The 14,178-nt window shown below is 35.1% G+C and carries 13 protein-coding genes; 6 read left to right on the forward strand and 7 right to left on the reverse strand.

What is annotated here, in order from left to right; genetic code table 11:
* Position 1 precedes the first annotated feature (1 nt).
* The 4 genes from PXC01_RS08615 (at position 2) to pyrF (ending at position 3,506) form a co-directional block, all read left to right on the forward strand.
* Positions 2-445 (forward strand): QcrA and Rieske domain-containing protein, encoded by a 444-nt coding sequence (locus PXC01_RS08615; protein WP_276471877.1) that lies wholly within the window; start codon positions 2-4, stop codon positions 443-445.
* A 118-nt stretch (positions 446-563) separates the two neighbouring features.
* A complete protein-coding gene (locus PXC01_RS08620) occupies positions 564-1,517 on the forward strand; it encodes an FAD:protein FMN transferase (RefSeq protein WP_276471878.1) in 954 nt (317 codons plus the stop codon).
* An 87-nt stretch (positions 1,518-1,604) separates the two neighbouring features.
* Positions 1,605-2,681 carry a peptide chain release factor 1 gene (prfA, locus tag PXC01_RS08625; RefSeq protein WP_276471879.1) on the forward strand — a complete coding sequence of 359 codons (1,077 nt, stop codon included), beginning with the start codon at positions 1,605-1,607 and terminating at the stop codon, positions 2,679-2,681.
* A 3-nt stretch (positions 2,682-2,684) separates the two neighbouring features.
* Positions 2,685-3,506 carry an orotidine-5'-phosphate decarboxylase gene (pyrF, locus tag PXC01_RS08630; RefSeq protein ID WP_276471880.1) on the forward strand — a complete coding sequence of 274 codons (822 nt, stop codon included), beginning with the start codon at positions 2,685-2,687 and terminating at the stop codon, positions 3,504-3,506.
* Here pyrF and PXC01_RS08635 read toward each other — a convergent pair.
* The gene (locus tag PXC01_RS08635) at positions 3,498-3,689 is read right to left on the reverse strand and encodes a hypothetical protein (RefSeq protein WP_276471881.1); all 192 of its coding nucleotides are present in this window, start codon (positions 3,687-3,689) and stop codon (positions 3,498-3,500) included. The two genes, pyrF and PXC01_RS08635, sit on opposite strands and share 9 nt — an antisense overlap.
* A 224-nt stretch (positions 3,690-3,913) precedes the next feature.
* Here PXC01_RS08635 and PXC01_RS08640 point away from each other — a divergent pair, with 224 nt between their 5' ends.
* Positions 3,914-4,696 (forward strand): alpha/beta fold hydrolase, encoded by a 783-nt coding sequence (locus tag PXC01_RS08640; protein WP_276471882.1) that lies wholly within the window; start codon positions 3,914-3,916, stop codon positions 4,694-4,696.
* Between the two features lie 119 nt (positions 4,697-4,815).
* On the opposite strand, the gene PXC01_RS08645 is transcribed toward PXC01_RS08640, so the two are convergent.
* The 6 genes from PXC01_RS08645 to PXC01_RS08670 all read right to left on the reverse strand — a co-directional run bounded on the left by PXC01_RS08645 (position 4,816) and on the right by PXC01_RS08670 (position 13,600).
* Entirely contained in the window at positions 4,816-6,246 is a 1,431-nt protein-coding gene (locus PXC01_RS08645; RefSeq protein ID WP_276471883.1) for a SusD/RagB family nutrient-binding outer membrane lipoprotein, read from the reverse strand.
* A gap of 10 nt (positions 6,247-6,256) precedes the next feature.
* The gene (locus PXC01_RS08650) at positions 6,257-9,478 is read right to left on the reverse strand and encodes a SusC/RagA family TonB-linked outer membrane protein (RefSeq protein ID WP_276471884.1); all 3,222 of its coding nucleotides are present in this window, start codon (positions 9,476-9,478) and stop codon (positions 6,257-6,259) included.
* 315 nt (positions 9,479-9,793) lie between these two features.
* Entirely contained in the window at positions 9,794-11,254 is a 1,461-nt protein-coding gene (locus PXC01_RS08655; protein ID WP_276471885.1) for a helix-turn-helix domain-containing protein, read from the reverse strand.
* Between the two features lie 272 nt (positions 11,255-11,526).
* A complete protein-coding gene (locus PXC01_RS08660; RefSeq protein ID WP_276471886.1) occupies positions 11,527-12,243 on the reverse strand; it encodes a DUF4197 domain-containing protein in 717 nt (238 codons plus the stop codon).
* A 31-nt stretch (positions 12,244-12,274) separates the two neighbouring features.
* Positions 12,275-13,126, reverse strand: coding sequence for a formyltetrahydrofolate deformylase (gene purU / locus PXC01_RS08665; RefSeq protein WP_276471887.1), 852 nt, complete (start codon positions 13,124-13,126; stop codon positions 12,275-12,277).
* An 84-nt stretch (positions 13,127-13,210) separates the two neighbouring features.
* Positions 13,211-13,600 (reverse strand): hypothetical protein, encoded by a 390-nt coding sequence (locus tag PXC01_RS08670; protein ID WP_036152762.1) that lies wholly within the window; start codon positions 13,598-13,600, stop codon positions 13,211-13,213.
* Between the two features lie 118 nt (positions 13,601-13,718).
* Between PXC01_RS08670 and PXC01_RS08675 the strand changes: the two genes are divergently transcribed.
* Positions 13,719-14,168 (forward strand): Lrp/AsnC family transcriptional regulator, encoded by a 450-nt coding sequence (locus PXC01_RS08675; RefSeq protein ID WP_276471888.1) that lies wholly within the window; start codon positions 13,719-13,721, stop codon positions 14,166-14,168.
* The last annotated feature ends 10 nt before the right edge of the window (positions 14,169-14,178 follow it).

A 14,178-nucleotide genomic window follows, 5' to 3' on the forward strand; every position in this document is an offset into this window, starting at 1 on the left:
TATGGAAAGAAAAGAATTTTTACGAACATTAGGTGCCGGTGCTGCCTTTGCCATAACTTTTCCCTGTCTTGGAAGTTGTTCAAAAGACAGTGATGTAGAAGGGGATATTGTAACTGCACCAACAGATGTAGATTTTACAATTGACCTAGAATCTTCAGAAGCTGCAAAACTTGCTAATAATGGCGGCTTCATACTAAAGAACCTAGTTGTAGTAGTTAGAAATTTAGAAGGAGAATTTGTTGCGGCTACACAGATTTGTAGTCATGAGCAATATGATCAAGTACGTTTTGTAGATCAAGATGGCGGTATATTTTATTGTGATGTTCATGGGTCTAAATTTTCGCAGACCGGAGCACCGTTAAATGAGATTCCCAATAGCACTTCTAAAGTATTGAAAATTTATAACACATCTTTAGAGGGTTCCATATTACGTGTTTATGAATAAGTAAAATAAAACTATTCAAGCATAAACTACACCAACCTAACTTATTATTCTTTATGACCATATTTACCCCCAATTAGAGAAGTAAGTGAAAAAGATTTTTGCCTTATTATTATGTTTTATGACCTGCTATATGTATGGTCAAGAGCAGAGGTACGTAACGGTTAAAAAGTCTTACGATGTAATGGGCGGTGAATTTGATATTACCGTAATCTCCGAAGATGAAGAGTTAGGATACATTTATATTCAAGAGGCCTTGGCAGAAGTACTAAGAATAGAAAAACTTATATCTTCTTGGGATGCTGATTCTGAAACCAGTCTGATCAATAAAAACGCCGGTATAAAACCCGTAACGGTTAGTTGGGAGCTTTATAAATTAATAGAGCGTTCTATATTGCTGTCAGAAATAACCAATGGTGCTTTTGATATTACTTTTACTCCCTTAAATCATATTTGGAAGCTTGATGGTACTTTGCAAACCATGCCGTCTTCAGCAGCTGTAAAAGAGACAAAAAGCAAGGTCGGTTACAAAAATATAATACTAAATAGCAAGGATCAGTCTGTATTTTTGAATAAGAAAGGTATGCGAATTTCATTTGGTGGTATCGGTAAAGGTTTTGCCGCGGACAAGGCAAAGGCATTATTGGTCTCTAATGATGTAAAGGCAGGTATTATTAATATAGATGGTGATATTACCACTTGGGGTACAAAAGCTACGGGAGAAAAATGGTTGATAGGTGTGGTGAACCCTGATCAAAAGGGCGGCATAGCATCTTGGATACCTATTTTGGAGTCGTCTGTGGCAACTACTGGTGGCGATGGCAATTATATAATGTCTGGAAACAAAAAGTATACCCACATCATAGATCCTAGGTCTGGATATCCATCTACGGGTATAAACAGTGTATCCGTCTTTGCTAAAAGTGCGGAAACCTCAGATGCATTGGCTACTTCAGTATTTGTAATGGGACTTGATGCGGGACTTGCCTTAATTAATCAATTAGGAGATACAGAGGTTATCATTGTTGATAGTGCAAATAAAATGTACAAGAGCAACGGGGTCTTACTTGATTAGATTTCCATTTTTTAATCCTTACCGTAATAATCCCACTAGGGTGTCTCTAATTTTATTGTAAATTTGCCGTACAAGTGAAGTAAGCATATGATAGACAAGTTAAACATCGTAAAACAACGTTTTGATGAGGTTTCAGACCTTATAATTCAACCGGATATTATATCCGATCAAGAGAAATATGTAAAACTCACAAAAGAATATAAGGATCTTAAGGATTTGATGGATAAGCGAGAAGAATACCTTGAGCTTACCAATAATATTGCCGAAGCAGAAGAGATTATTGCCGATGGTAGTGATGCCGAGATGCTAGAAATGGCAAAAATGCAAATGGAAGAGGCCAAGGCAGGATTGCCGAAGCTAGAAGAGGATATTAAATTGATGTTGATACCTAAAGACCCTGAAGATGCCAAGGATGTAGTTGTTGAAATTAGGGCCGGTACGGGTGGTGACGAAGCAAGTATTTTTGCAGGTGATCTTTTTAGAATGTATACCAAATATTGTGAAGGCAAAGGATGGAAAACTAATGTAATTGACCTCAGTGAAGGTACTAGTGGGGGTTACAAAGAAATACAGTTTGAGGTTACTGGTGCAAACGTTTATGGTACATTAAAGTTCGAGGCTGGTGTGCACCGTGTACAACGTGTTCCCCAAACGGAAACCCAAGGAAGGGTGCATACTAGTGCAGCTACCGTTATGGTTCTGCCTGAAGCTGAAGATTTTGATGTACAGATAGATCCAAAAGATGTTAGAATAGATTTCTTCTGTTCTTCCGGTCCTGGTGGTCAGTCTGTAAACACAACATATTCCGCGGTTCGTCTAACCCACATTCCTACGGGATTAATTGCCCAATGTCAAGATCAAAAATCGCAACATAAAAATAAGGACAAGGCGTTTAGGGTACTTCGTTCTAGATTGTATGATTTAGAATTGGCAAAGAAACAGGAAGAAGACGCTGCAAAAAGAAACTCTCAAGTAAGTAGTGGTGACCGTTCTGCAAAGATTAGAACATACAATTACCCACAAGGTAGGGTAACCGATCACCGCATAGGTCTAACCTTATATGATTTGTCCAATATTATCGATGGTGATATTCAGAGAATAATAGACGAATTAAGTTTTGTTGAAAATACAGAGAAATTGAGGGAAGCCTCTGAGATATTTTAATTTATGACCACTCAAGAGCTAGTTGCCCAAATACATAAAAAACAATCTTTTTTATGTATTGGTTTAGATACAGATCTAGAAAAGATTCCTTCATTTTTACTGGAAGACGAAGATCCTATTTTTGCATTCAACAAAGCCATTATAGATGCTACGCATGATTTGTGCGTGGCATACAAGCCAAATATTGCTTTTTATGAAGCATACGGTGTTCAGGGCTGGTCTGCATTGCGTAAGACCATTAAGTACCTGAATAAGAACTATCCTGATATTTTTACTATTGCAGATGCAAAAAGGGGAGATATAGGCAACACTTCTACAAGGTATGCAAAGGCATTTTTTGAAGATTTAAATTTTGATTCCATCACCATAGCTCCGTATATGGGAAGGGATTCTGTTGAGCCTTTTTTAGCGTTCAAGGATAAGCATACAATTTTACTTGCCTTAACCTCTAATCAGGGTGCTTTTGATCTGCAGACAAAAAAAATAGAAGGTAAAGAGCTCTATAAAGAAGTATTGTCTGTTTCTACGACGTACAAAGGTGCAGAGAACTTAATGTATGTGGTAGGTGCTACCAAAGCTGAATACCTTAATGAAATTCGTGAGATTGTACCAAACAGCTTCTTGTTGGTCCCTGGAGTTGGAGCACAGGGCGGAAGTCTAGAAGAAGTTTGTAAATATGGAATGTCCAAAAACGTCGGTTTGCTAATAAACTCTTCGCGTGGAATAATTTATGCGTCCGATAATGAAAATTTTGCAGATGCCGCCAGATCTAAGGCAAAAGAGTTGCAGCAGTCTATGAAAATTGAGTTGGAAAAATTAGACTAAATCCTCTAAAGTTTTTTTAATTCTTTGAGCTTTTAATTCGAAAAATTCTCCTAATTGAGTGTTTGACTGAATGTTTGAAGCTTTTTCCATAAATGTCTGATATTGATACTCTAATAGACTGATGATATCATTATTCGCCTCCATTGGCGTTACCGATCCTACCTTACAATACTGCTTGCTCATTATACTATGTTTTTGTTCTTACAAATATACGTTCAGATCAAAGTTTTAGACGTGGGTATAGGTAGCTGTACATCTAATTAATAGGTAATATGTCTTTTTTTTAACATTTGTGCAGATGAAAGCTTAAAAACATGTTCATTTTGTGTGAAATTTGATTATCCTAAATGTTATATCAAAAAGAATTGATACATTGTGGGTTAACCGCGTTCTAAAAGAAAATCAATTTGCTCCATTATATAACGTATCAACATAAAACATCTACTACGTGGGTTACATTTGTACATGGGGCAGGGGGCAGTTCTTCTATTTGGTATAAACAAATACGTGAGTTTAAGAAGCATTTTAATGTCTTATTGTTAGACTTAAGAGGCCATGGTAACTCAAAGCCTGGCCTTAAGAATGTTTTTGATGAGAAATATACTTTTGACGTGATTACCAATGATATAGTTGAGGTCATTGATCATGAAAAAATTAAGAAATCACATTTTGTGGGTATTTCCCTTGGTACCATACTAATTAGGAATTTAGCGGAAAACCATCCGGAAAGAGTAGAAAGTATGGTTATGGGCGGTGCAATAATGAAACTAAACTTACGCTCACAAATTCTTATAAAGCTTGGTGTTGTTTTTAAAACGGTTATACCTTATTTATGGCTTTATAAGTTTTTTGCTTTTATAATTATGCCGAATAAGAACCATAGAGAGTCCAGGTCGCTTTTTGTTCGTGAGGCAAAGAAATTATATCAGAAGGAATTTATTCGTTGGTTTAAGCTTACTTCAGAGATTAATCCGTTATTACGTTTTTTTAGATCTGCCGACATTAACATACCTACTTTATATGTAATGGGCGAAGAAGATTATTTGTTTTTACCGAGTATTCGTAAAATAGCAAAATCACATCAAAATTCTAGATTGATAGTGATTGAAAATTGTGGACATGTGGTAAATGTAGAACAACCCAATTTTTTTAATGAAAAGGTGGTAGATTACCTAGTAGGTCAGAAGTAATTTACAGACTTCCCTATTTAAAAACTAAATCACGGTTTTTATGATATACCGATAAAAAAGAAAAAGACCGATGTTTTAACATCGGTCCTTAACCATCAAACTAAACTATAACTCAACATTTAATTTACGTCCCAAAATAAAGGCGTAGTTAAATTGTCTCCTCCTATAGCACTAGAAGCTGCATCATAGTTGGCACCATTTACTGCAGATTCTTTTACAGGATATATCATTCTCAAAGGAACTTCTTGTTGTGTTTGAGTAGAAAGTGCCAATTGCGGCCAGTCTAATCTTCTGTACTCGGTCCATGCTTCAAAACCTCTATTGAATAAAGAAATCCATTTTTGAGTACCTATTTTTTGCTTGTAATCTCCGGTAGCGGTAGAATATGCAACAGATGGTTGTGCTAAATATGCATCTACTTCATCTTGTGTACCACCGTAATAAAGAATTGAAGCGGTAATTCCAGCGTTGTAAAACTCTTCTGCATCACCGGCTATAAAACCTCTTTCTACAGCTTCTGCCAGAAAGAAAGCCACTTCAACATAATCCATAATTGATCCTGGGTAAGTTGGATCACCAACAATGTCTAAATTAAGATGCGTGAAATTTGCATAGGAGTTGTTGCCACCGATCGGGCCACCAATATAAGGGTCTTTATTATCCGCAAAATAATCATCTAGACGGGGATCGTTCAATTCTACCAACTTGTTCAATGAAGTTTCACCCGCAATATAATCCTCACTTCTATTTTCAACTTCGAATAAATTGTAAATAGGGTTAATGTTCGTAGTTGGTGAAGATTCATAGTAAATGATGGTATTATCATCATTAGATGTAAAGACACCGGCATTTACCGCTTCGGAAACAGTTGTGCTAGCTAATGCCGAATTGAAGTCTGCCAAACGCATACCTAATCTTAATTTTATAGAGTTGGCTAGTTTTCTCCATTTAACAACATCGCCGCCATAAAAAATATCATTTGAGCCAAATGATTCCCCGCCACCGGCCAATGCAGCTTGGGCTGAAGAAATTCGGTCAATTAGATCTTCATATATAGTTTCTGCATCATCGTAAACTGGAAAAAGGTTATTGATGTCGGCAGATTCGCTATAAGGTATATTACCGTTCAAATCTACTAAATGTTGATAGGTATATACTTTAATGGTCTCTATAATGGCCAATTGATTACCTCTTGTTGTGGCGTCTAAAATTTCATCTGCCTCTATCAATGCAACGGCAGAATTTAGGTCGTTGATTACATTGTTGTAATATGTGGTCCAGTAGGCTTGTGACGGATCTCTACCTATAATTAGATAGTTAGATTCATCTACGTAAGTTGCCTGTGACCAGTGTTGTGACCAAAGGCGAAATACGTTAGTACCGCTAATAGTCGTTATTCTATCCGCTAAGTTCTTTTCGGCATTGGCAACAAGTGTCTCTGGCGGAACTGCAGTTGGTAATTTTGGATCATTGTTATAATCCGTTATATCTTCCGTGCAGCTAGACAGTAGCATACCTGCCGAAGCTAATATTATATATATTTTCCTCATTGTTATATTTTTAGAATTGTAGTTTAATGTTAAAGCCATATTCCTTAACAGATGGATATGCACCAATCTGGAAACCTTGTAAATTACCAGCTCCAAAACTCTGTTCTGGATCAGCGTATGGTAAATCTTTACTAATTATCCATAAGTTTCTACCTACTGCTGTAAATGAAACGGCATTGAACGGTAATTTATCTATGAATTTTTTAGGTAAAGAGTAACCTAACGTTACCTCTCTTAATTTTACGTAAGATGCATCATATACAAACTGTGCATCTGGCGCGTTACCATAACGGCCATAAGGGTTTTCATACGTTGTAAAGTCTGCTCTTACCGTATTTGCAGAGCCATCTTCTTGTACACCTGGTAAAATTACACCACCAGATGTGTTGTCGTTGGTAACGGGATCCCTTAAAGGATTACCTAAGTCGTTTACACCTGCCGTAACGTCATAAATACCTGTAGCCATACCAAAGTATGTATCTCCACTGAATACGCTACCACCTTCTTGTATATCTATTAAAAAGCTTAAGCTGATGTCTTTGTATTTGAATGTATTTGAAAGACCCATTTTCCAATCAGGATTAATGTCTCCAAGCACTTCTTGTGAAGACTCTGTTTTAAGATAAAGTCCGTCGGCACCAACTACTCTCTCGCCATCTATGTAAACGTAATCTGTACCTTTTAAAGTACCATAAGCTTCACCTTTGGCGGCATTTAAACTAACGCCAAAAAAGCTATTTACAAGAATGTTCTGTGAATCTTGAAAAAGATCTAATACCTCACTTTTGTAAGCTGAAAAGTTTACATCTGTTCTCCATGAAAAATCTGGAGTTTTTATAGTAGTAAAATATAACTGTGCTTCCACACCTTTATTCGATACTTCCGCAGAATTTACAACTGTATTGGTAAAACCTGTTGAAGGTGTTATCTCTACAGGAATAATTGCATCACTGGTAATTTGTTCGTAAAGAGAAACATCAAAACCTATTCTTCTGTTCCAGAAATTCATTTCTAGACCCAATTCCTTACTTTCAGTTCTTTCTTCCTTAAGATTTGGGTTGTTAGAAGTTCCTGGGTTAGAATATAATGTAGCCCCGCCAAAACCTGCAATTGGGTTAAAAGTGTTCAATAACTGATAAGATGTGGCACCGTTACCAACTTCTGCATAACCTGCTCTGAACTTACCAAAAGAAACAATGTTACTTTCAAATAAATTAGAAAATACAAAACTGGCAGATATTGCAGGGTAGTAGAAGGAATTCTGACCATCAGGTAATGTTGAGAAAGTATCGTTTCTAATAGAGCCTTCTAAAAATAGCATGTTGTCATAATCTATACTTGCATTGGCAAATGCACCGAATACACGTACGTCTGCATCATATTCAGAATTTGCATCAAAAACGATCGGGTTAACCGAGTTTGAAAGAGCATAGATACCTTCAAGTTTTAACCCGCCATCTGTAGTTGCGGTAACGTAATTGTTTTTTGTTTGCCTGTACGTGGTACCTAATACACCTGAAATACCGAATTTATCAGAGATATCTCCATTAAAATTTAAAAAGAAATCATAGTTGTATTCAGAAAAATTAATATTTTTTCTAGAGTACTCAGGAGTATCGATACTGCCAATGTTATTTCTTTCTTCTCTTAGTTCTGCATAGGTATCAACCGTTGCTCTACCAAAAATTTCTAACCATGGTAGAACATCATATGAAATACTACCGTACCCAAATAGTCTGTTTCTTTCGTCGGTATTGAAGTTTTCAAATCTGGTAAAATATGGGTTGTCCCAGTATTTTGGACCTAAACTAGATGGTCCTGATGGGTTCCAGGAGATATTTTGTCCGGTAGAAAAGTAAGCATCACGCTGATCTTTAAGATCGGTACTGGTTGCCCACCATTGTCTAAAATTGGTCATAATGTTTTCGGCATCATACCCTGTACCATATCTACCTAATCCAGAACTTTTGGTATACGTGGCTTTACCTGTTACCGTTATTTTATCGTTCAGGTCCATAACACCTACTAAGTCAACATTATGTCTTCCTATTTCGCTATTTGGTAATATACCTGTTTGATCTAATTTGGTATAGCTCATTCTTAAGCTACCTGTTTCAAAACCTTGGCTAATGGCAATGTTCTGTGAGCTGGTTACACTATTTTGGAAGATGTATTCAGGGCCGTTTTCCGGTGCTACCCAAGGACTTTGCTGTAAATATGTGTCAAGTTGTGGAAAGTAAGAATCCCATTGGTAAAGCAATAAATTTGGGTCGTATCGTTGACCAAAAGATCCATCTTCACCTGTTGCCGGTGTAAGATCTGCAATACCGTCACCATCAACATCTATTGAATCTAAGTAACCTGCTCCATAAAATGGACCGTAACCTTGACCGTATTCCTGTTGAAAGATCGGGAAGGTGTCTTTATCATATTTACCAATATTTACGGAACTAGTGATAGATACGCCTAAGCCTTCTCCTTTTTTACCTTTTTTTGTGTTGATAATGATTACACCGTTCGCAGCACGTGATCCATATAATGCCGTTGCTGCCGATCCTTTTAAAACGTTGATGCTTTCAATATCATCTGGGTTGATATCACTTGCGGCGTTACCGTAATCATACCCATCACCACCTTCTGTCTGTGAGGTAGAGTTATTGGTGTCATTGTTAAGTGGTACACCATCTACAACAAAAAGGGCTTGGTTGTTTCCTGTAATTGAAGAATACCCTCTAATTACTACGTTGGCAGACCCCCCTAATGTTGAACTCTTTTTAATGTCAAGACCGGCAACTTTACCAGATAAGGAGTTTACAAAGTTTTGGTCTTTTGCTGTATTTACCTGGTCTCCCTGCACTTCTTGTGTAGCATACCCAAGTGATTTCTTTTCTCTTGAAATACCAAGTGCGGTAACAACTACTTCGTCTAATGCCTGAGCATCTTCTTGCATTTGTACGTTGATCGTATTGGTGCTACCTACTGTTTTAGAGGCCTCTTTTAAACCTATGTAGGTAAAAACCAAAACGTCACCTGTACTTGTTTTTATCGAATAATTTCCGTCAAAATCAGTTTGTGTTCCATTTGTAGTTCCTTTGATAAGAATATTTACACCCGGAAGGGGTAAACCAGTTTGATCTGTTACTGTACCCGTTATACTTTTGTCTTGGGCGAAACTGACGTACGCCACAAAAGAAAGTAACAGAGTAAGAAAATTTCTCGCGTTTGTTCTCATAAATTTAATTTGAGTGTTAGTTAGAAAAAGGTTAGTAAATATGGTGTAGAAGAGTCGGTCGATTTTTTAGATAGCTAATTCTTAAAAATGAGACCAAAAAACAATAATTTTTTTGATGCGAACCGACTCCTTATACCGGTAGCGAAAATAGAAGGAGTTGGCTGATCAATAGGTAGATTCCGACCTAAGTTAATGCAGATCTGACTTAAATTAACCTTTACTAAAACGGTAATTAATTGTTAACTAAGGTGTTGTAATATGTTAGGTGTAATTGTGAAAATTTTAGTAGAATTAAGTAAATATTACGATTACTTTTTATTTCTTCCTATTTTCTATAAAGTCTTTTGGGGTCATGTGCATTCTTTGTTTAAATGCCTTGTAGAATGAAACTTTATTATTGAAACCACATTCGTAAATTAAATCTATAACCTGTTTGTTGTTATCTGTTTCAATTATTTTAACGGCTTCCGCTATTCTAAAATCATTAATTAATTCGTAGAAATTTTTATTTAATTCTTGATTTATTACCTGTGATAGGCTGTAACGGTCTACATTGATTTTTTTGGCAAGTTTGGACAGTGTTAAAGTGTTATCCAAATATACTTTGTCAATATTCAGTGAATCTAATAACTGGTCTTTAACACGCAGACTCATATTCTCTGTCAAACTTGAGTTCTTGTACTTATTGTTTAATTTGTTCTTCTCTTCAAGGTTTATAGTACCTAAAATAATATTTGGTTGAATAATCAATAAAACTTCCAGCACAGAGATGAACAGTATAAGATATACTGCTATAAAATACTTTGAAATATAGTCAAATACGTAAATGTGTTCAAAAGCGGCTCTTGCAATAATAAATAGTATCAATATAATAATGAAGCCAATTAGTGTTAGCATCCATTTTTTAAACCCTTGGTCTAACTCTTTTCTTTTTAATTCAAAGTCTAAAATAATCAACATTAAATAGGCGGATAAGTGAATGGTTTTGATCCAATTATCGTTCATGACAAAATCTAACGCGTTCAAAAAAATATTATTTTCAGCATTTATGGTGTCATAAAAATTTCCAAAAATCAGTAAAGAAACCAAAACAAGAAAAAATGGTAGGTAGTGTAGCACAATTTCTTTTCTGCTAATATGTGTATCTGAATATTTGGTTTTTACATATAAATACAAAGAAGGGGCCCATAAGAAAAATAAGATCCTGTAAATTGAAACAGTAGGGGAGTAAGAGAAAAAATCTTGCCAATATAGTACCAGCTCTATCAATGCCAAGGATATGGCAAAAAGAAAAATGCCTAAATATATATTGTTGACTACATTTCTGTATTTATAGATTAAGGTAAAAGCTGTAATGAGTCCTATGAACGCTATTAGAACGAATATTATGTTTAATAGATAAACTTGTACTTTATGTTTGTAGTTATTGATGGCAACTTCATCTTCTTTCTCTAAATTTAATTCATCTTTCACTTCTAATTTAGTCAACTCGTTTCTAGAATCGTTTAGATAGTTTTGTAGGGTTTGCTCATCTGCAAAACCTAGAGATTTTGCCGAAATAAAATAATTGTACGCTTTGTTAAAGTTGTGGTTTTCGTATTCACATACCCCTAAAATGTAAAAATCTTCGGCGCTATATTCATCGATCTGTTTGGTAGAAATAGTAACAGATGCACGTTCACAATCTATCAAATTTCCTGCAACCGGTTGTGGAATTAGATAGTTGAAAAACGATAATAATAATACAAGTGTTAAGGAAAAGTAGTTTGAAAGCACAAAAGTATTTTAAGGATATAAATAACTCTTAATAATTAAGACAATCTCAAATTTAAAAGGTTTAACCGTAACCTCTAAAAAGTTATATTAAATGTAAAATTATTGATTTTTTGTGAGAATATAACAAAAAAAAACCGGTGCTCCCACCGGTTTTAACTAACTAACTAACTCAAAAAATAACTAACTCAAAAAATTGAAAATGAATACTTTAATACTGTTCTCTATTTTTTAACGTATAACTTTTTAAGTTATTGTAAGAACATTTTAAAATTCTACTTTTTATCTTGAAGAGCAAATACTTTTTTTAGGACATCTGTAGTTCTTGAGGAATATTTTGTTCTAATTTCTTCTTCCTCTATGGCTATCATTTTATAAACCCCGGATAATGCTTCTTCCGTAACATAGTCTGTTAAATCTGGATTAACGTTACTAGTAAGTGGTATAGAATTATACTTTGTTATGATAGAGCTCCAGATTTTATCGGCGCCTACTTTTTTGAACGACTCATTAATAACCGGATTGAATTTTGCGTACAATTCAGAATTTGTTTTAGTTTCTAAATATGTAGTAGCTGCATTATTGCTTCCTAATAATATATTCTTTGCATCTGCAAATGACATTTGTTTAACTGCATTCACAAAAATTGGTGTTGCCTCTGACACGGCATCTTCCGCTGCACGATTTAAAACTTTTAGGCCTTCGTCCGCTAAATTGCCCAGACCTATATCACGTAAAGTTTTATCTACTTTTTGTAAATCTTCTGGCAAAAGAATTTTTACCAAATCATTTTTATAAAAACCGTCCGTAGCCGTTAACTTGCTAACCTGTTTTTCAATACCAAGGTCTAGGGCCTCTTTTAAACCGTTTGCAATGGTTTCGTTACTTAAAGCGCCTTCTGTTGAAGTGGGTAGTTGATTTACAACTTGTTGTAATTCTGCACATGAAACCGCTAGTAACATGCATATGGCTAAGCTTACTTTTTTAATCATTTGTATAAAATTTATTTAGGGTCTACTGTACTTACGAGAATATTACAGTTTTATTGTTGTATACCATTGTTTTCCGTGCAATATGGAGTTTTACGCCCCTGGCGAGCACTATTTTTTCCAAATCCCTTCCTTTCCCAATAAAATCTTTGATGGAATGGGAATGGGTAACGGTGGTTACGTCTTGCTCAATAATAGGGCCGGCATCCAATTCTTCCGTTACATAATGACTTGTTGCCCCTATAATTTTCACTCCTCTTTTAAAAGCTGCATGATAGGGTTTTGCCCCGGCAAATGCAGGAAGAAAGGAATGATGTATGTTAATGATCCTATTGGGAAATTTATTGATAAGTGTACCGCTAACTATTTGCATGTATCTGGCCAGTACAATGAAATCAACATTGTATTTTTCTAGCAATGTCAATTGTTCTTTTTCTGCTTCAATTCTATTCTCTTTATTGAACGGAACATGGTAGAATGGAATATTAAATTGATTGGCTATGTCTTTAAGATCATTGTGGTTGCTTAAGATAAAAGGTATCTCAACAGCCAATTCTCCAGAACGGTATCTACTTAACAAGTCATATAAGCAATGTTTGTACTTAGAAACAAAAATGGCCATTTTAGGCAATTTATCATCAGTGTGTATGCTCCATTGCATATTGTACGTGGCAACCAGTTCTTTTTCAAAAAGAGATTTAAAATGATCCAGATCTTTGAAGTCATCTTCAAATTCAACCACGGTTCGCATAAAAAATACATTGGCAGGTTTATCTACATGCTGATCTAAATAAACGATATTGCCTTTGTTTTTACTGATAAATCCGGTTATGGTGCATATGATACCTGCTTGATCCGGACAATGGACTAGAATTGTTGTTTTCAATGGTAAATAATTATGGCTTCAAAAATAGCTCATAATTCTTTAAGTGCCCGCTATATCTTTTAATTTGAGAAGATTTGAAAAAGATTAAGAGTGTTCTGATTTCCAAGCTTTGTAAGATTTTCTAAAACTCTTTATCTCTTTTCTAAGAAGATTAATGTACTCGGTTTCTTTTACACCATGCTTCTCAAGACCCATGCAATAAGAATTAATGTTTCTTATAATAATATTAATATAAGAAATAGTCTCTAGCCGCTCATTGCTACAGTTGGAATATTCTACCTGTGCAATTTTCTGAGGTATCAAGATAGAATCCGTTAAAATAGAATTGGCCATTATATCCCTAAGACTGGTAGATTCGCAAAGGCGCATCAGATCTTTATTAAATGATACATATGAAGCGATCTCTCTGCTCATTGTGCAGAGTTCCAATGCTTTTCTGTAAATAGGTAAATGTTTTAAACTTCGGTATGCCATTATGTGGGATGTAATTAGCGTATTATAAAATTACGTTAGTTATTTGTAAATTTTCTATTGAATAGAAACGTAATTTGTATTTTTACCTTTGATAATAAATATTTAAATAGAAATACTTTTGAATCCAAAGATTGATGAGCTTAATTGGAAAATACTGAAACAATTGCAGGATAATGCGAGAGAATCATTTGCAAATATTGGACGTGTTGTGGGGTTGACGGCACCTGCGGTTGCTGAACGTGTTAAGAAAATGGAAGACCTTGGTATTATACAAGGTTACAAGGCTACCGTGTCTCATGCATTAACCGGACACCAATTAAAGGCAATAATAACATTAAGGGCCTTTATGGGAAAATTAAAGCCTTTTTTAGCAGTGGTGCCGTCATTACAAGAAGTCATAAATTGTTATAGAATTACCGGAAACGAAAATATTGTAATGGAGGTAGTTTTAAAGGATCAATTCCATTTAGAAAAGTTTATTGATCAACTTATTCAATATGGTGAGACAAGAACACATATTGTGTTGTCTCAAGTAATTTCAAATGCGCCTATGCATAAGATTAAATAGAAATTTATAT

It is taken from the genome of Maribacter huludaoensis, assembly GCF_029350945.1.
GTDB classification, from domain to species: domain Bacteria; phylum Bacteroidota; class Bacteroidia; order Flavobacteriales; family Flavobacteriaceae; genus Maribacter; species Maribacter huludaoensis.

Excerpts from the sequence above, each read along its gene's own strand:
- PXC01_RS08615 (WP_276471877.1), top strand. The coding sequence starts at position 2 with ATGGAAAGAAAAGAATTTTTACGAACATTAGGTGCCGGTGCTGCCTTT.
- PXC01_RS08620 (WP_276471878.1), top strand. The coding sequence starts at position 564 with ATGACCTGCTATATGTATGGTCAAGAGCAGAGGTACGTAACGGTTAAA.
- prfA (WP_276471879.1), top strand. The coding sequence starts at position 1,605 with ATGATAGACAAGTTAAACATCGTAAAACAACGTTTTGATGAGGTTTCA.
- pyrF (WP_276471880.1), top strand. The coding sequence starts at position 2,685 with ATGACCACTCAAGAGCTAGTTGCCCAAATACATAAAAAACAATCTTTT.
- PXC01_RS08635 (WP_276471881.1), bottom strand. The coding sequence starts at position 3,689 with ATGAGCAAGCAGTATTGTAAGGTAGGATCGGTAACGCCAATGGAGGCG.
- PXC01_RS08645 (WP_276471883.1), bottom strand. The coding sequence starts at position 6,246 with ATGAGGAAAATATATATAATATTAGCTTCGGCAGGTATGCTACTGTCT.
- PXC01_RS08650 (WP_276471884.1), bottom strand. The coding sequence starts at position 9,478 with ATGAGAACAAACGCGAGAAATTTTCTTACTCTGTTACTTTCTTTTGTG.
- PXC01_RS08660 (WP_276471886.1), bottom strand. The coding sequence starts at position 12,243 with ATGATTAAAAAAGTAAGCTTAGCCATATGCATGTTACTAGCGGTTTCA.
- PXC01_RS08670 (WP_036152762.1), bottom strand. The coding sequence starts at position 13,600 with ATGGCATACCGAAGTTTAAAACATTTACCTATTTACAGAAAAGCATTG.